General features: G+C 67.4%; 17 protein-coding genes. 8 read left to right on the plus strand and 9 right to left on the minus strand.

All coding sequences use genetic code 11. From position 1 onward, the window contains the following. Window positions 1–26 precede the first annotated feature (26 nt). A complete protein-coding gene (locus RSD66_RS14435) occupies window positions 27–1,388 on the plus strand; it encodes a glutamate--cysteine ligase (protein ID WP_415288416.1) in 1,362 nt (453 codons plus the stop codon). Here the strand turns inward: RSD66_RS14435 and RSD66_RS14440 are convergent. Together RSD66_RS14440 and RSD66_RS14445 are read right to left on the minus strand one after the other, a co-directional pair. Then, complete coding sequence (locus RSD66_RS14440; RefSeq protein ID WP_415288417.1) at window positions 1,385–2,179, minus strand: TSUP family transporter; 795 nt, start codon at window positions 2,177–2,179, stop codon at window positions 1,385–1,387. The two genes, RSD66_RS14435 and RSD66_RS14440, sit on opposite strands and share 4 nt — an antisense overlap. An 84-nt stretch (window positions 2,180–2,263) precedes the next feature. After that, window positions 2,264–2,626, minus strand: coding sequence for a hypothetical protein (locus RSD66_RS14445; protein WP_415288418.1), 363 nt, complete (start codon window positions 2,624–2,626; stop codon window positions 2,264–2,266). A 193-nt stretch (window positions 2,627–2,819) separates the two neighbouring features. On the opposite strand from RSD66_RS14445, the gene RSD66_RS14450 reads away from it, so the two are divergent. Beyond that, the gene (locus tag RSD66_RS14450) at window positions 2,820–3,611 is read left to right on the plus strand and encodes a hypothetical protein (protein ID WP_415288419.1); all 792 of its coding nucleotides are present in this window, start codon (window positions 2,820–2,822) and stop codon (window positions 3,609–3,611) included. 85 nt (window positions 3,612–3,696) lie between these two features. Here RSD66_RS14450 and RSD66_RS14455 read toward each other — a convergent pair whose 3' ends face one another. After that, window positions 3,697–4,143 (minus strand): hypothetical protein, encoded by a 447-nt coding sequence (locus RSD66_RS14455; protein WP_415288420.1) that lies wholly within the window; start codon window positions 4,141–4,143, stop codon window positions 3,697–3,699. Between the two features lie 120 nt (window positions 4,144–4,263). On the opposite strand from RSD66_RS14455, the gene RSD66_RS14460 reads away from it, so the two are divergent. The 5 genes from RSD66_RS14460 to RSD66_RS14480 all read left to right on the plus strand — a co-directional run bounded on the left by RSD66_RS14460 (window position 4,264) and on the right by RSD66_RS14480 (window position 8,916). After that, entirely contained in the window at window positions 4,264–5,031 is a 768-nt protein-coding gene (locus RSD66_RS14460; RefSeq protein WP_415288421.1) for a DUF72 domain-containing protein, read from the plus strand. Between the two features lie 4 nt (window positions 5,032–5,035). After that, window positions 5,036–6,106: an NAD(P)-dependent alcohol dehydrogenase gene (locus tag RSD66_RS14465; RefSeq protein WP_346525303.1), complete on the plus strand. Its 1,071-nt coding sequence runs from the start codon at window positions 5,036–5,038 to the stop codon at window positions 6,104–6,106. Window positions 6,107–6,207: 101 nt separating this feature from the next. Continuing rightward, complete coding sequence (gene phbB / locus RSD66_RS14470) at window positions 6,208–6,933, plus strand: acetoacetyl-CoA reductase (RefSeq protein ID WP_003169616.1); 726 nt, start codon at window positions 6,208–6,210, stop codon at window positions 6,931–6,933. Window positions 6,934–7,062: 129 nt separating this feature from the next. Beyond that, entirely contained in the window at window positions 7,063–7,839 is a 777-nt protein-coding gene (locus tag RSD66_RS14475; protein ID WP_415288422.1) for a DUF4908 domain-containing protein, read from the plus strand. A gap of 54 nt (window positions 7,840–7,893) precedes the next feature. Continuing rightward, a complete protein-coding gene (locus tag RSD66_RS14480; RefSeq protein WP_415288423.1) occupies window positions 7,894–8,916 on the plus strand; it encodes an isopenicillin N synthase family dioxygenase in 1,023 nt (340 codons plus the stop codon). 90 nt (window positions 8,917–9,006) lie between these two features. Here RSD66_RS14480 and RSD66_RS14485 read toward each other — a convergent pair whose 3' ends face one another. The 3 genes from RSD66_RS14485 to RSD66_RS14495 all read right to left on the minus strand — a co-directional run bounded on the left by RSD66_RS14485 (window position 9,007) and on the right by RSD66_RS14495 (window position 12,788). Next, complete coding sequence (locus tag RSD66_RS14485) at window positions 9,007–10,899, minus strand: pilus assembly protein TadG-related protein (RefSeq protein WP_415288424.1); 1,893 nt, start codon at window positions 10,897–10,899, stop codon at window positions 9,007–9,009. 175 nt (window positions 10,900–11,074) lie between these two features. Next, window positions 11,075–11,782, minus strand: coding sequence for a monofunctional biosynthetic peptidoglycan transglycosylase (gene mtgA, locus RSD66_RS14490; protein WP_415288425.1), 708 nt, complete (start codon window positions 11,780–11,782; stop codon window positions 11,075–11,077). A gap of 40 nt (window positions 11,783–11,822) precedes the next feature. Beyond that, a complete protein-coding gene (locus tag RSD66_RS14495) occupies window positions 11,823–12,788 on the minus strand; it encodes a WD40 repeat domain-containing protein (protein ID WP_415288426.1) in 966 nt (321 codons plus the stop codon). Window positions 12,789–12,873: 85 nt separating this feature from the next. Between RSD66_RS14495 and RSD66_RS14500 the strand changes: the two genes are divergently transcribed. Further along, entirely contained in the window at window positions 12,874–13,560 is a 687-nt protein-coding gene (locus RSD66_RS14500) for an alpha/beta fold hydrolase (protein ID WP_415288427.1), read from the plus strand. A gap of 192 nt (window positions 13,561–13,752) precedes the next feature. On the opposite strand, the gene RSD66_RS14505 is transcribed toward RSD66_RS14500, so the two are convergent. Genes RSD66_RS14505 through RSD66_RS14515 form a run of 3 tightly spaced genes read right to left on the minus strand, consistent with a single transcriptional unit; the run spans window position 13,753 to window position 16,119 of the window. Beyond that, window positions 13,753–13,962, minus strand: coding sequence for a DUF2093 domain-containing protein (locus RSD66_RS14505; RefSeq protein WP_415288428.1), 210 nt, complete (start codon window positions 13,960–13,962; stop codon window positions 13,753–13,755). Further along, complete coding sequence (locus RSD66_RS14510) at window positions 13,959–15,053, minus strand: CobW family GTP-binding protein (RefSeq protein WP_415288429.1); 1,095 nt, start codon at window positions 15,051–15,053, stop codon at window positions 13,959–13,961. Before RSD66_RS14510 ends, RSD66_RS14505 begins: the two co-directional genes overlap by 4 nt. Window positions 15,054–15,102: 49 nt before the next feature. Then, entirely contained in the window at window positions 15,103–16,119 is a 1,017-nt protein-coding gene (locus tag RSD66_RS14515; RefSeq protein WP_415288430.1) for a cation diffusion facilitator family transporter, read from the minus strand. Between the last annotated feature and the right edge of the window lie 49 nt (window positions 16,120–16,168).

The following is a 16,168-nucleotide window of genomic DNA, read 5'->3' on the forward strand; positions in this document are numbered from 1 at the left end:
TCTAGCCGCGACAGCAGAGGTTACAGATGTCCGACACGGCGCCCCTTTCCAGAGACCAGCTGATCCACGCCATGTCAAAGGGCGAGAAGCCCCGCGACCAATGGCGCATCGGCGCGGAGCACGAGAAGTTCGGCTTCGACAAGTCGACCCTGCGCCGCCCCGCCTATGACGGCCCCGGCGGCATCAAGGCCATGCTGGACGGGCTGACGCGCTTCGGCTGGACGCCGGTGCTGGAGGGCGACCACGTCATCGCCCTGGAGCGCAAGAACGCCGAGGGCTTCAGCGCCTCGATCAGCCTGGAGCCGGGCGGGCAGTTCGAACTGTCAGGCGCCCCGCTGAAGGACATTCACGACATCTGCAACGAAACCGGCCAGCACCTGATGGAGGTCAAGCAGGTCGCGGACCAGCTGAATCTCGGCTTCCTGGGGCTGGGCTTCGACCCCCTGTGGCGGCGCGAGGACATCCCCGTCATGCCCAAAGGCCGCTATGACGTCATGCGCGCCTATATGCCCAGGAAGGGCAAGCTGGGCCTGGACATGATGCTGCGCACCTGCACCATTCAGGCCAACCTCGACTTCGATTCCGAAGCCGACATGGTGATGAAGTTCCGCACGTCGCTGGCGCTGCAGCCCATCGCCACCGCCCTGTTCGCCAACAGCCCCTTCACCGAGGGCCAGCCGAACGGCTTCCTGTCGGCGCGCGCCAACGTCTGGACCGACACCGACCCGGATCGCACCGGCATGCTGGGCTTCGTGTTCGAGGACGGCTTCGGCTATGAGCGCTACGCCGACTATGCGCTGGATGCGCCGATGTATTTCGCCAAGCGCGGCGAGACCTATGTCGACCTGTCGGGCCAGTCGTTCCGCGCCTTCATCGAAGGCAAGCTGGACGCCCTGCCGGGCGATCGGGCGACGGCGCAGGACTGGGCCGACCACCTGACCACCCTGTTCCCCGAAGTGCGGCTGAAACAGTATCTCGAGATGCGCGGCGCCGACGGCGGGCCGTGGAGCCGCATCTGCGCCCTGCCCGCCCTTTGGGCCGGGATCCTGTACGACGCGCCGTCGCTGGCGGCGGCGTGGGACCTGTGCAAGGACTGGGACATCGCCGACCATGAGCGCCTGCGCCGCGACGTGACGCGGCTGGGCCTGAAGGCTGAAGTGGGCGGCCGCAGCGTGCGCGACATCGCCGTCAACATGGTCAACATCGCCAAACAGGGCCTGAAGAACCGGGCTCGTTTCAGCGGCGGCATGGTGGACGAGCGGGGCTACATCACCGAGTTGGAAGACATCGCCGACAGCGGCGTGACCTCGGCCGATCGCCTGCTGGAACTGTACAACGGCGAATGGGGCGGCGACATCAGCCGCGTCTATCGCGACTGCGCCTATTAAAGACCCAGCCAGCCCGCGATCATGGCCCGCAGCGGATTGGCGGGGTCGGACAGCAGCCGCGCCGTCATGGCCAGCGAGATCACCACCAGCAGGGGTCGGATCAGGCGCGGGCCGAAGCGCATGGCCGCGTGCGAACCCAGCCGCCCGCCGATGAACTGGCCCACCGCCATGATCCCGGCCAGCGCCCAGACCACGTGGCCGCCGACGGCCAGGACGACGATGCCGACGACGTTGCTCATCAGGTTCAGCGCCTTGGTATGCGCCGTCGCCCGCGTCAGCCCCATGCCCAGCAGCATGACGAGGCTCAGCGCAAAGAACGACCCCGTCCCCGGCCCGAAGAAGCCGTCGTAAAAGCCGATCCCGCCCGCCACAAAGGCGTAGGCCAGCGGCGTCAGCCGGGCGTGGGCGTCCTCGTCCGCCGCCTTGGGTCCGAGTAGGAAATAAAGCGCGATGCCGATCAGCAGGACCGGCAGCAGGATCATCAGCCAGCGCGTATCCACCAGGGTCACGGCGAAGGCGCCCAGCCCCGACCCGACCGCCACCAGCGCCAGAGGCCAGCGGATCAGACGGAAATCTACCCGGCCCTTGCGCCAGAAGTTCCACAGGGCGCTGGCCGTGCCGACGCTGCCCTGAACCTTGTTGGTGGCGATGGCGGCGACCGGGTTCAGCCCCACCGACAGCAGGGCCGGCAGCGAGATCAACCCCCCGCCTCCGGCGATGGCGTCGATGAAGCCGGCGATCACCGACGCGACGCCCAACAGGGCGATGATTTCAGGCGTCAGGTCGAACACGCGCACAGCACTCCGGTCAGGCTGGCGCTATAGCCCCGCGAGCGGCGAACCGCCACGCTCTGGCGTTAAATCGGCGATGAAGCCTTAGGAACTGGCCCCGGCCCTGGCCTGACAGGCGTTGGCGACGCCTTCGCGGATGTCGCGATAGCCGGCGCGCTGGGCCAGTTCGGTCGCCTGGCCGCATTCGTTGGCGGCGATCAGCTTGTCGAGCTCGTCGGCCAGCAGCCAGCGTTGGTTGATGACGGCGGCTTCGTAGTTCAGGCGGACGCGCTCACGGCGCATGTCGTCGATCATGCGGCGATCATCCATGTCCTGAAAGCGCCACATGGTGGTGTCCGCCCCCCTGTCGCTGGGCCGGATGACCTGATGGTTGGAAGGGGGCGCAGGCTTGGCCTGCGTCTGGCCGCCGAGCGCCGTAACACCGTAGAACAGAACCGCCAACAACATGACCGACCTCCGTTTGTCGAGCATCACTATGCATAGGCTGACGGTGCGGCCAAGCCCCCTTGAGCCATGATCTGACGGCGCCGTCATGCCTCTGTCGTCGCGATTAGGCGGGGTCCTGACGAATGTCTTGGACATGGGCCGGGCGGCGGGCGCATGGTGGCGGTCCCGCAGGGACGAAGGCGCCGGAGGGCCCGTGTCGTTCATCGCCGTCGTGACCTTCGCCCTGATCGCCGCAGCCGCGCCCCAGACAGCGGCGGCCTCGCCCGCGCCCTCCTCCGCCTCTGCATCGGCGCCCATGTCCGCCGCCCCGGCGCGGCCCCAGTGGCTGCTGTCGCGCGAGGGACTGCGCGTGGTGTTTCGCGGCGCCTTGAACCCGGCCTCGGGCGCCGCCCTGGCCCTAGCCCTGTCGGACGAGAGCGTCGAGGGGCTGGTGATCGACAGCGGCGGCGGCGACGAGAACGCCGCGCTGGATGCGGCCGAGGTCATCCTGGCGCGGCGCCTGCCGGTGACGGTGCGGGGGCAGTGCACGTCCGCCTGCGCCAACGCCGTCTTCGCCGCCGGGGCGACGCGCACCATAGAGCGGGCAGGCTTCGTCAGCTTCCATCACTCCTCGCCGGTGATCGAGGCCAACTATCAAAAGCTGAACGAGGCCGTGCCTGAAGAGATCGCCCGGGGCGCCCAGCGGCTGCGCGCCCTTTACGCCGCGCGGGGCGTCGATCCCGGCATTCTGGAATGCGCCGCCGCCCAGATCGGCCTGTCGGACATTCAGACCCAGGTGACCATCCCCGGCGAGACGACGCCGCGCGCGGCCTGGCTGTCGCGCCATTCGCTGTGGCTGCCGCATGAGGCGACGCTGAGGCGCTACGGCCTGGACTTCACCCGCTGGGGCCGACCGCCCAGCCGCCGCGACGTGCTGGCCCGCCTGCGCCCGCCCAACCCGCGCGCGGTGGTCTTCGGCGGGGCGGGAGATTGCGTTTCAGGCTGAGGCGGGGGTCGGCCGTTTGGCTGGCTCGCTCAATGTCCGGGAGTTGGATTGAGACGGACTTCGCTTCACGACCCGTTGCGGACGTTCACTCGCCCTTGCTTCGAATATCCAGAGTGACGGCGGCCAGTCCCAGAAACCCGATCATGAGGCCAAGCGAGAACTCAGCGTAGATGTGGTTTATCAACCAACGCCAAATCTCGTTATCGAAACTTGGCCACCAACCATCGGGTTGATTGTAATATAGAAATCTGAGACCCGCCGCCCAGGCAACTGGCGGCCCCAATAGAACAATGGCCATGATCAAAAGCCTGTCGCCGATTTTTTTTCGAAAAACGTAGGCCGCTACGCCGAACGCTATAAATATCGTCCACGCGAGAATGACATGTGAACGAGCGAAGACCACAGTCTCCCATAGGTCTACTACTCGCGCGCCGCCTTCGTTCAAACCTACCATTACAAAGCCTACGTAGGCGGCTGCTGAAGCCGCTGCTCCGAGCGATGCGAATAGCCTGATTGAATGCGCTTTCGTCATGCCTGAGCATACACCGTAGAAGACCGCTTCCCACCACTTTCAGACCTTCACACCATCCGCTTTCCGTAGCCGCCGCCGCTGATTTCTGCGATCAAGCGGCCTGCATCAGGAGGCGCGGCCATGACAGGATCCATCCATATCGGCGTCGGCGGCTGGACGTTCGAGCCGTGGCGGGGGGTCTTTTATCCGCAGGGGCTGGTGCAGAAGCGGGAGTTGGAGTTCGCCAGTCGGGCGCTGACCTCGATCGAGATCAACGGCACCTATTATTCGACCTTCAAGCCCGACAGCTGGATGAAGTGGCGCGACGAGACGCCGGACGGCTTCGTCTTTTCGATCAAGGCCAGCCGTTACTGCACCAATCGCAAGGTGTTGGCCGACGGCGCCGAGAGCTTTGAACGGTTCCTGTCGCAGGGGCTGACGGTGCTGGGCGACAAGCTGGGGCCGATCAACTGGCAGTTCATGGGGACGAAGAAGTTCGATCCCGAGGACTTCGAGGGCTTTCTGAGGCTGTTGCCGAAGGAGAAGGACGGCGTGCGGCTGCGCCACGCGCTGGAGGTGCGCAACCCGACCTTCGCCACCGAACAGTTCTATGATCTGGCGAGGAAGTATGGGGCGGCCATCGTCTATGCGGTCGACGACGAAGAGCCGACCTGGCCGCAGATCGACGAGGCGACGGCGGACTTTACCTACGCCCGGCTGATGTCCAGCCGCGAGGACGAGCCGACGGGCATGACCTCCGGCGAGCTAGACGCGGTGGCGGCACAGGCGCGCGGCTGGGCCGGGCGGGGCGATGTCTTCGCCTACTTTATCTCGGGGGCCAAGGTGCGGAACCCGGCGGCGGCCCAGGCGCTGATCGCCCAACTCCGGGACGCCAAGCTGAAGGACTGAATCCATGCCCATCGCCACACGCGCCTTCGCCGCGACCGCCGCCGACCAGCCGCTGAGCCCCTATAGCTTCGAGCGGCGCGATCCGGGGCCGGACGACGTGGCGATCGAGATCAAATACTGCGGCGTCTGCCACTCGGACCTGCATGTGGTGAAGAACGATCTGGGCGGAACGCGCTATCCCATCGTGCCGGGTCATGAGATCGCCGGAGTGGTGACGGCGGTCGGCGCGAACGTCACGCGCTTCAAGGAAGGCGACCGCGTCGGCGTCGGCTGCATGGTGGACAGCTGCCGGACCTGTTCGGCCTGCCGCGAGGGGCTGGAGCAGTATTGCGAACCGGGCATGACCCAGACCTACGGCTCGCGCGATCCGAAGGGCGCAGGCGTCGGCCAGACGATCACCCAGGGCGGTTATTCGGACCGGATCACCGTCGATCAGGCCTTCGTGCTGAACATACCCGACAGCCTGCCGCTGGATGCGGCGGCGCCGTTGCTGTGCGCGGGCGTGACCACTTGGTCGCCGCTGAAGACCTGGGGCGTGGGGCCGGGCTCGAAGGTGGCGGTGATCGGCCTGGGCGGGCTGGGCCATATGGCGGTCAAGCTCGCCGCCGCCCTGGGCGCCGAGGTGACGGTGCTGTCGACCTCGGACCGCAAGAAGGCCGACGCCGAGCGGATGGGCGCCCGACACTTCCTGATCAACTCGGACGCAGACGCCATGAAGGCGGCGGCCGAGCAGTTCGACCTGATCATCAACACCGTTTCGGCCACGCATGAGATCGCCAGCCACGTCAATCTGCTGGCGCGTGACGGGACCATGGTGATGCTGGGGCTGACGACAGAGGGGCTGCCGGTCTTCGCCATGCCCCTGCTGTGGCGCCGCCGCCGCATCGCCGGCTCGCTGATCGGCGGAATCCGCGAGACTCAGGAGATGCTCGACTTCTGCGGCGAACACGGGATCGTGTGCGATATTGAAGTGATCGCCCCTGACCAGATCAACCAAGCTTATGAACGGATGGAGCGTTCGGACGTGCGCTATCGCTTCGTCATCGACATGGGCCGCATGGCCGCGACGGCGTAACCCCGTCTTCTCGTTCGACGCGCGCCGCGCTAAGGCTGGCGTCCAAGGGAGGCGGACGGCGTCGCGACCACGACGGCCGCCGCACAGGACAGGGAGACGTCATGACGCGTACCGCATTCGTCACCGGGGGCACCCGGGGCATCGGCAAGGCGATCGTTCAACGACTGAAGGAAGACGGGTTTCAGGTCGCGGCCGGCTATTCCGGCAACACCGAGGCCGCAGAGGCCACCGCCCGCGAACTGGGCGTCATGGTGGTGAAGGGCAACGTCGGCTCGTTCGACGACTGCGCCCGCGCCGTGCAGGAGGTCGAGGCGCAGCTGGGCCCGATCGACGTGCTGGTCAACAACGCCGGGATCACCCGCGACGGCTTCTTCCACAAGATGAGCGCCGATCAGTGGTCCGACGTGATTCGCGTCAACATGGACAGCGTGTTCAACATGACGCGCCAGGTGATCAACGGCATGCGCGACCGGGGCTTCGGCCGCATCGTCAACATCTCTTCGATCAACGGCCAGAAGGGCCAGATCGGCCAGACCAACTATTCCGCCGCCAAGGCCGGGATGATCGGCTTCACCAAGGCGCTGGCGCTGGAGAACGCGCGCAAGGGCGTGACGGTCAACTGCATCGCCCCAGGGTATATCGACACCGAAATGGTCGGAGCGATGGACCAGAAGGTGCTGGACGCCATCGTCGCCCAGATTCCCGTCGGTCGCCTGGGCAAGGGCGAGGAGATCGCCGACATGGTGTCCTGGCTGTCAGGCGAGCGTGCCGGATATGTCACAGGCTGCACCCTGTCGCTCAACGGCGGGCAGTACCTGGTTGGATAAGCCGCGTTCGCCCAAAATCCGCCGTTCGCGCATATCACCTCTGAAAGCATGAGGTCTGCGGTCCAAGCCGTGGCGGAGAATCCGCCTGCCGTCCTCCTCGCGACGCCTCGTGTCGCGGGGAGCGTCTGCGTGCGCGCCTGGCGCCGCAGCGGGGCGACGGCCGGACTGGCCATCGCCCTGGCCATCGTCCTGGCCTGCGGGATCGCAGCGGCCGAGGCGCAGGCTCAGACGCGTTCCAACGCCCAGGCCGAGCAGAGCCGGGCGATCCGCGACCAGTCCGTCATTCGCACCACCCCGCCGCCCGGACGCTATGTCTCCGAGGCGGGGCAGGCCTTTGTGCTGGATCAGGCCGGGTCGCTGACCCTGCTGCGGTTCGAGCGCTCGACCGAGACCTGGGCCCTGCGCCCGTCTTCGGCGCCGCGCGGCGACACCATCTATCGCAACGACGCCGGGGATCAGGTGCTGCGCGTCACCGCCGGGGGCGGCATCACCGTCTATACGACGCGGACGCCCGGCGGCTCGCCGGTGTCGCTGGCCGGGCCGCCGGTCAGTCTGGCGCCGCCGTCGCTGGGGCCGGTGCAAATGTTCAATCTGATGGCGCGCCGCAGCGGACTGGTCTCCGAGGCGATGGGCCGGCTGGTCCGCATCAATGTGGACGGCCAGGAATCCGAGGCCCTGTGCATCGAGGCCCTGATCGTCACCACCGACGCCGTGGTCCGCATCGCCCGCTCGCCCAGCGCCCGCCCCTTCCTGGACCGGCTGCGCAGCATCACCGTCATCGAGGGGCAGCGCTCGTCGGTGACCTATTCCGGCGGCGACCTGCGCGTGGTGGTCGATCCGCGCCGGGGCATCGCCGGACGGCCGTCCTCGGCGCGCGTCATCCGGGCGGTGATCCCGCAGGACTGACCTGGGACCAAAGGCGCCAGTCGCCCCATCTGCCCTTTCGCCGTCTTTGGGCGTATGAGGGCCGCCATACTCACCATCACAGAGGCTGATTTCACAGTGACCTCTTCCCTCACCGCCGTCTCCGCCGAAGATCAGGCCAAGACCCGCGCCATCGTCCCGGTGTCGATGAAGGACTATGACGCCGACTTTCAGGCCTTTTCGGACGCTCTGGGCGCCTCCTTTTCACGCTACGGCTTTGCCGTCATCGCCGATCATGGTCTGGATCAGGGGCTGATCGACGCCGCCGTCAACGACGCCAAGGCCTTCTTCGCCCTGCCGGAAGACGTGAAGCGCCAATACCACCAGCCCGGCACCGGCGGGGCGCGCGGCCTGACCCCCTTCGGCGTCGAGGCGGCCAAGGGCGCCAAGGCGGTCGACCTGAAGGAATTCTGGCACACTGGCCGCGAACTGCCGGAGGGCCACCCCTATCGCAAATACATGCGCGACAACGTCTGGCCGGCCGAGGTCGAGGGCTTCCAGCAGCACGTCTACGGCCTGTACGACGGTCTGGACACGCTGGGCCGCCGCATCCTGAAGGCCATCGCCCGCTATCTGAAGCTGGACGACGCCTATTTCGAGGACAAGGTCCAGCTGGGCAACAGCGTGCTGCGCCTGCTGCACTATCCGCCGATCCCGGCCGACGCCGAGGGCGTGCGCGCGGGCGCCCATGAGGACATCAACGTCATCACCCTGCTGCTGGGCGCCGAAGAGGCCGGGCTGCAGCTCAAGGACTCGGATGGAGAGTGGCTGGACATCGCCCCGCCGCCGGGGGCGCTGGTGGTCAACATCGGCGATATGCTGCAGCGGCTGGTCAACCACGTGCTGCCGTCGACGACGCACCGCGTGGTCAATCCGGCCCCCGAGCGTCGCGGCTTCGCCCGCTATTCGACGCCTTTCTTCCTGCACTTCAACCCGGACTTCCCGATCGAGACCCTGCCCTCGACGGTCACGGCGGAGAACCCGGACCGCTATGCGGGCAAGACCATCCTGGCCGAGGACTTCCTGACCGAGCGCCTGAAGGAAATCCGCCTGATCTGATTGGGCGGAACGATGGCAACGATAAAGGGCCGACGGAGCGATCCGCCGGCCCTTTTTCATGCCCTCGCCCTGCCTTGGCGAGACCCCGCCTCAGCGGGCGATGCGCAGGCGGGTGATGTCGCGGCCGATGGCGCGGAAGGCTTCCTTCAGATCAGCGCCGCTGTTGGCCTGGAAGAAGTGGGTGTTCTTGTTGGTGGCGCAGGCCTCCATGACGTCCAGGGCGCTGTCGATGACGTTCGGCCTGCCGGTGTCGCTGCCCAGGTCGAAGCCGACCGTATAGACCACCACGCCTTGAGCGTGCATCGCCCGGCACAGTTCGACCGACTGGGCGAAAGGATCGCCGTTGGAGGAGTTCAGGTTGATGTGGGTGTTCAGGGCGCCGCTGCCCGTTCCTGCGTCCAGGCCGATGACCCCGTCGCGGAAGGGCGTGTTGAACTCACCGTCGGTCATCAGGATGGCGACCTTAAGCGTCTCCGTCGGCGCATAGGCGCCCGGCTTGCCCGCCCCGTCGAACAGGGAGGCGAAGTTGGGCGACACCATATACCAGGCCCAGGCGATGCCGATCTGGCCTGCGGTCGAGCCGCCGCCGCGCATCTGGTCGATCTTGGTCTTCAGGGCGCTGGCGCTGGCCGTCAGCGGGGTGATGGCGGCGCTGGGGCAGGCGTTGCCCGAGTCCAGATAACTGCGGCCGACATAGGCGGTGGACGGCCGCGCCTCTGTATAGCGCTCGGCCCCGACGCGCTCGCTGACGCAGGTGCTGGAGGCGAGCACGTTGACGTAGCCGTCCGCCGTGGAGAAGACGCGCCATTCAGCGCCGTCGCGCCCGTTCATCAGCTGACCGCCGCTGGAATAGGAGACGCCGCCCTTTGAGGTTCGGACTAGACCCAGACTGCGCGTCGTATCCAGAACCAGTTGCGATCCGTTGACGCTCGCCACGCGGAACCCCGCCTCGTTCAACTGGGCCAGACCTCCCATGCTGGTCAGGCGGACATGGTCGTTCAGCGAAAGACCGTGACTGCCGACCGTGAGCGTCAGGCCGCAGTCGCTGCGCACGCATTTGGCGACATAGGCCGATTTCGTCGTGCTGGTGGACGAGCCCTGATAGCTGGAGGCCGCGCCCGACGCCGACAGCGTCCTGAGCTGGAACTGGTTGTTGGAGATCCTCACCACCTCATAGGGAACCCCATTCAGGCCCGCGATGTCCTGGACGTTCCACAGCACCACCCGATCGCCGTTGACGAAGCCGTGGCCGTTGGAGGTGATGGTCGTCGGCGAGGCCCGCGAAATGCTCGTAATCGTGCGCACGGTCCCGCTCACCCACGACGCGGCCGTGACGGAACGGGTCGTGCTGTCCAGCGGCCCACGCGCCTGAGCCGCCAGCGACCCGACGTTCACCCCCGCCGCATACGGGACCAGCGCCACCTTGGAGTAGAAGGGCGTCTGCTGGTCCTGAACCACGATGTCGATCAGATCCTTGGCCGCCGCCTGCAGGTCCTGAAGCTTGGACGTCGGCGGACAGTTGCGCGTGCAGTTGTCCATCGACCCCGTGATGTCCAGCGCCATCGCCACCTCGACGTTGCGCGAGGCGCGCAGGACTTCGGAGCGGGTGCCGACCGGCAGATAGTCGTCCAGAAGCTTGCCGTAGGGCGGCAGGAAGACGTTGGCGACCAGCACCTTCACATTGACGCGCGCCTCGCCAGTCACTCGGTTGTTCGCCAGGACAAAGGTCGCCGTATCCGCCGAACCAGCCTGGAAATAGCGCGGCATATTGGCCTTCAGCGCGGCCATGCCTACCCGGTTGATGTTGGCGTCGTCAGCATAGATCGAACGGGCGGCGGCCAGGGCGGCGGCGTCCAGCGCGTCCTGAAGCTCGGCCTTCACCTTGGACGCCTGATGCAGGTCGATGGCGCCCAGGGTGATCATCATCAGGATCGGCAGGGCGATAGCGAACATCAGGGCGACATTGCCCTGGGTCTGGCGCATCAGGCGGCGGACAAAGAGGCTTAGACCGCGCCCAGCTCGTTTCAGACCGTGTTTCACCGTGAAATCCCGTCTCGCGCGCAGACGCCCAGGTCCGCAGTCCGCCTTAGCATGACGCGGGTCCGTTAAGGCTTGGCCCCAAGTTCACGGTTAACGGCGGGTTGCGAAACGGCCGGCTTCAGCGGCGGTCGACGCAGGCGTCCAGACCCTGCTGGCGCACCGTGCCCATGGCCGCCTGGATGCGGGCGGCGCGGCGGCGAACGTAGGGGCCGGGCGCCGCGGCGTTGTAGCGGCGCGGGCTGGGCAGGATGGCGGCCAGACGGGCGGCCTCCTGCGCGGTCAGCTTGTCCGCGCTCTTGTTGAACCAGTGGCGCGAGGCGGCCTCGGCGCCATAGACGCCCGGCGCCCATTCGGCGACGTTCAGATACATCTCCATGATCCGCCGCTTGCCCCAGCCGATCTCGATCAGGCCGGTGTAGCCCGCCTCCAGCCCCTTGCGGACCCAGTCGCGGCCGTGCCACAGGAAGACGTTCTTGGCGGTCTGCTGGCTGATGGTCGAGCCGCCGCGCACCTTGCCCGAGCCGCGCTGTTCGGCGCGCTCGTTGGCCTCCAGCGCCTTCTGGATGGCTTCGACGTCGAAGCCGTGGTGCTGGCAGAAACGGGCGTCCTCAGAGGCGATCACCGCCTCGACCAGACGCGGCGAGATGCGGTCCAGCGAGCGCCAGCGATAGTCCATGCCACGCCCGGCCGCCGCCTGCTGGACCATCAGGATCGTGGCGAGAGGCGGCAAAAAGCGATGCACCGCCACCCCGGCCAACGGGAACAGAGCCAGGATCACGAGCAGGGTCAGGATCGGCCGCCGCCTGCGGCCCTTTGCGCGGGTCATGCCGTCATCCTGCCTCAGCCAAGCTTCAGCGCAAGCGCGATCAGAGCGAGGCCACGCCCGCGTGACCGTCTTCATCCGCCCAGGCGATGCGGGCGGCGCCGGAACTCATGGCCAGGGCGGTGATGGGGGCGCCCTTGTCCTGTTTGACGAACTGAAGGCCGCGCCCGGCCGGATCGGCCCACCAGACGCGCCCGTCTTCCAGCCCCGCCGCCAGACGGCCGTGGGCGGGGGCGGCGGCGACCTGGGCGATCAGGGTCGTCTCGTCATAGCCGATCTCGGTCGCCTCGCGCCCCATTGGGCCGTTGGCGCCGACGAAGGGCCACAGCACCACGCCCTGCGCGCCCGAGGTGGCCAGAAGCTGGCCCTTGGCCATGAAGGCGAAGCTCTTGATCTTAGACGGATAGCCGCCCATCCGCATGTTCTTCTGATCCTTCAGGCGCCAGCCGTGCAGTTGGTTGTCCTGCATGGAGGTGACGACGAAGGCGCCGTCGGTCGAGAAGCCGACCGCCAGGTGCGACCCGGCCCAGGCCAGCTTCGTCGGCTGCTGCTGCTCGATGCGGGCGTACCACAGCCAGGCGCCGCCATAGGTCGAGGCGGCGATGCGGCGCCCCTTGGGGTCGAAGGCCACGCCCGAGACGGTGCGCTCATGCTGGAAGTCGCGGCGGAAAGCCACGTCCTTGCTGTCCAGCACCGTCAGCGCGCGGCCCGAGGAGAAGGCGATCAGGCCCGACTCGGCCGATGCGGCCACGGCGTCGATCCATTGGCCCTTCGTCTGGGCCAGCAGTACGGCCTCGCCCTCGCGGCTCCAGACCAGTTTGCCGTCGTCGCCGCCGGTGACGATCCCCTCGCCCGAGGGATGGACGCAGGCGCACAGGACGGCGCCGTCATGGACCTCGCTGCGGGCGCCGCTCTCGAACCGCACCGAGCCGTCGCCCAGGGCGAAGATCGCGCCCGTCTTGTCGAACAGGGCGGCTGTGACCTGGGCGTCGAAGGAGAAGGTCGTCATGTCGGCTCGCACACGCAAAGAAAGTCAGAGGGGCCTCATAACCTCCCCCGTCGCGTCTGTCGCGTGGCGGGTCTATGAGGGGGCCATGACCCTGCTGCTCATTCCCGGCTTCATGGCCGATGCGACCCTGTGGGACGAAATGGCCGACGATCTGGCCCCGTTCGGGCCGCTGGTCGCCACCGACCTCAGCCGGGGCAAGGATATCGAGCGCATGGCGGCGGCGATCCTGGCCGATGCGCCGGAGCGGTTCGTCGCCGTGGGCTTCTCAATGGGCGGCTATGTGGCGCGGGAGCTGGCGCGGATCGCGCCGGAGCGGGTGGAGGCCCTGATCCTGATCGCCACCTCGGCGCGCGGGGATACGGAAGAGTTGATCCGCCAGCGGCGCTCGTCGCTGAAGGCGCCGCCGAAGGCCTTCAAGGGGTTGAGCCGACCGGCCATCGTCTCGTCCCTGCACCCCGATCTGGCGAACGACCAGGCGATGATCGCGCGGGTGCGCGACATGGGGTTGAGGCTGGGCGGCGAGGTGTTTCACCGCCAGTCGGCGATGGCGCGGGCAGGCGATCTGGAGCGACTGGGGGAGATCGCTCAGCCGACGCTGATCGTGGCGGCGGATGCGGATCGTCTGCGCAGCGCTGAGGAGGCGGAGGAGCTGCGGCGGGGGATCGCAGGCGCGACGCTGAAGACGGTGACGCACAGCGGCCACATGATCCCGCTGGAACAGCCGAAGGCGCTGGCGCGGGTGATGACGGAATGGCTGAACACCCTCTCCTGATGGGAGAGGGCTTGAGGCTCGGGGAGCCGAAGGCGATCCGCCAGCCGAAAGGGTGAGGGTTCGGGGGTGAAGTCGGCCAAGGGCCGTGGCGCGACGGCTGACGCCGACTGAAGGGACAAGCCCCTCACCCTTTCGCGCAAGGGCAACGGCTGCGCCGCCGCGCGCTCAAGCCCTCTCCCGCCGGGAGAGGGTTTATTTATGCGTTTCGACCCAGCGCTTCGTCATCAGTTCGCCGGACACGTAGGCCTCCTGAAGCTCGACGCTCCAGTAGTTCAGGGCCTCCAGCGGGATCGGCGCGCCCGAGACCGCGCAACGCACGTGGTCGCCGTGCTGCACGATCTCGAACTCGGGCGTGCCGTAGATCAGCTTGGCTTCTGCGCGCGGGCGGGGCGGCGGGTTCATGCCACGCAGGCCTCGAACCCGGCCTTCAGCTCAGCCTCGCTCAGATCGCGGCCGATGAAGACGGCGCGGCTCCAGCGGCGCTCCTTCTCGCCCCAGGGCTGCTGAAGGTCGCCTTCGAGGATCATGTGCACGGCCTGGAAGACCAGACGGCGATCCTCGCCCTGAACGTCGATGATGCCCTTGGCGCGCAGGATGTTCTGGCCCTGCTCGCCCAGCAGGCGGTCCAGCCAGGCGGTGAATTTGGCCCCGTTCAGCGGGCGGTCCAGCGTCAGGGAGATGCCCTTGATGTCGTCGTTGTGGGCGTGGCCGCGTGGGCCGCGCGCATGATCGTGGTCATGGTCATGACCGCAATGCTCGTCGTGGACATGGTCCTCGGCATGGTCATGCCCGTGGCCGCAGTGTTCATCATGAACGTGGCCTTCGGCGCCGTGGGGCGGATTCACGAAGTCCGGCTTGACCTCAAGGATGCGGTCCAGATCGAAGGCGTGCAGGCCCAGCACCTGGTCCAGCGGCACGTTCGAACGCTCTGCGCGGACGATGGGGGCCAGAGGGTTCAGCGCGCGCAGACGGGTCTCGACCTCGGCCAGAGCGGCCTCGTCCACCAGATCGATCTTGTTCAGGATGATGCGGTCGGCGAAGGCGACCTGCTCGCGCGCCTCTTTCGAGTCATCCAGACGCGCCATGACGTGTTTGGCGTCGACCAGGGCCGTGACGCTGTCCAGCTGGGTCCTGGCCTTGACCTCGTCGTCAACGAAGAAGGTCTGGGCCACCGGGCCGGGGTCGGCCAAGCCGGTGGTCTCTACGATGATGGCGTCGAAGGCGGGCTTGCCGGGACGCTGGCGCTTCATCAGGCCGTTGACCACGCGGATCAGGTCGCCGCGCACCGTGCAGCAGACGCAGCCGTTGTTCATCTCGAACACATCCTCGTCGGCGCCGACCACCAGGTCGTTGTCGATGCCGATCTCGCCGAACTCATTGACGATGACGGCGTAGCGCTTGCCGTGGTCCTCGGTGAGGATGCGGTTCAGCAGGGTGGTCTTGCCGGCGCCGAGGTAGCCGGTGAGGACGGTCACGGGTGTCTTCTGGGTCATGGCTCGCTAGATGGCGGCTGAGGGCCGCCTTGGGAAGAGGCGAAACCGCTCAGCAGGTCGGACAATCCGGCAGGACGCCCGTTTCCAGCTGCAGCGTCGTGTGGCTGATGTCGAAGCGGCCGCGCGCCAGCCCTTGCGCCTCGGCCAGAAGGGCGTCGGGGTCGGGGCGCTGATGCACCAGATGGGCGGTCAGGGCGGCGTCGGTGGTCGACAGGCCCCACACGTGCAGGTCGTGCACCGCCGTCACCCCCGGCAGAGCCAGAAGCGCGCTGCGGATCTCGGCCACGTCGAGGCCGTTGGGCGCGGCGTCCAGCGCCAGATTCACCGAATCTTTCAGCAGCCCCCAGGTCCCGATCATGATGACGGCGACGATGATCAGGCTGACGATCCCGTCGATCATGGCCCAGCCGGTGAACAGAATGACGACGCCGGCGATGACCACGCCCAGCGAGACCCCGGCGTCGGCCATCATGTGCAGATAGGCGCCGCGCACGTTCAGGTCCTTGTGCTGGTCCTTCATGAACATCAGGGCCGTGCCCAGGTTGATGATGAAGCCGATCCCCGCCACGGCGATGATCATGCCCGAGGCCACCGGCGCGGGCTCGGCCAGACGACGCACCGCCTCGAAGGCGATGGCGCCGCAGGCGAAGATCAACAGCAGGGCGTTGCCCAGCGCCGCCAGCACCGTCGCCTTGCCGTAGCCGTAGGTGCGTCTGGCCCCCGCCGCGCGCCGGGCCAGCCAGGCCGCGCCGCCGGCCATCGCCAGGCCGAGAACGTCTGAAAGATTGTGCCCCGCATCCGCCATCAGGGCGGTGGAGTCGGCGATGAAGCCCGCTATGAACTCAACCGCGACGAAGGCCAGGTTGACGATCAGGCCGACGGCGTAGCGCCAGTCGCCGGTGTCGGTCGGGCCGTGATGATGGCCGCCGATGCCGTGGCTGTGGCTGTGGCTGTGGCTGTGGCTGTGGCTGTGGCTGTGGCTGTGGCTGTGCGAATGACCCTGGCCATGCCCTTGGCTGTGGGAATGATCGTGGCCTTCATGACCGTGTGCGTGTTCGTGCGCCATGTCCGTCCAGCTAGGTCTTCCCACGCGGCAAGGTCAAGCCCCGCAGGAC

The organism is Brevundimonas sp. S1H14 (assembly GCF_047716865.1).
Classification (GTDB): domain Bacteria; phylum Pseudomonadota; class Alphaproteobacteria; order Caulobacterales; family Caulobacteraceae; genus Brevundimonas; species Brevundimonas naejangsanensis.

Coding starts and splice junctions, on each gene's coding strand:
- RSD66_RS14435 (WP_415288416.1), top strand. CDS start 27: ATGTCCGACACGGCGCCCCTTTCCAGAGACCAGCTGATCCACGCCATG.
- RSD66_RS14445 (WP_415288418.1), bottom strand. CDS start 2,626: ATGTTGTTGGCGGTTCTGTTCTACGGTGTTACGGCGCTCGGCGGCCAG.
- RSD66_RS14455 (WP_415288420.1), bottom strand. CDS start 4,143: ATGACGAAAGCGCATTCAATCAGGCTATTCGCATCGCTCGGAGCAGCG.
- RSD66_RS14460 (WP_415288421.1), top strand. CDS start 4,264: ATGACAGGATCCATCCATATCGGCGTCGGCGGCTGGACGTTCGAGCCG.
- RSD66_RS14465 (WP_346525303.1), top strand. CDS start 5,036: ATGCCCATCGCCACACGCGCCTTCGCCGCGACCGCCGCCGACCAGCCG.
- phbB (WP_003169616.1), top strand. CDS start 6,208: ATGACGCGTACCGCATTCGTCACCGGGGGCACCCGGGGCATCGGCAAG.
- RSD66_RS14480 (WP_415288423.1), top strand. CDS start 7,894: ATGAGGGCCGCCATACTCACCATCACAGAGGCTGATTTCACAGTGACC.
- RSD66_RS14485 (WP_415288424.1), bottom strand. CDS start 10,899: ATGCGCCAGACCCAGGGCAATGTCGCCCTGATGTTCGCTATCGCCCTG.
- mtgA (WP_415288425.1), bottom strand. CDS start 11,782: ATGACCCGCGCAAAGGGCCGCAGGCGGCGGCCGATCCTGACCCTGCTC.
- RSD66_RS14495 (WP_415288426.1), bottom strand. CDS start 12,788: ATGACGACCTTCTCCTTCGACGCCCAGGTCACAGCCGCCCTGTTCGAC.
- RSD66_RS14500 (WP_415288427.1), top strand. CDS start 12,874: ATGACCCTGCTGCTCATTCCCGGCTTCATGGCCGATGCGACCCTGTGG.
- RSD66_RS14505 (WP_415288428.1), bottom strand. CDS start 13,962: ATGAACCCGCCGCCCCGCCCGCGCGCAGAAGCCAAGCTGATCTACGGC.
- RSD66_RS14510 (WP_415288429.1), bottom strand. CDS start 15,053: ATGACCCAGAAGACACCCGTGACCGTCCTCACCGGCTACCTCGGCGCC.
- RSD66_RS14515 (WP_415288430.1), bottom strand. CDS start 16,119: ATGGCGCACGAACACGCACACGGTCATGAAGGCCACGATCATTCCCAC.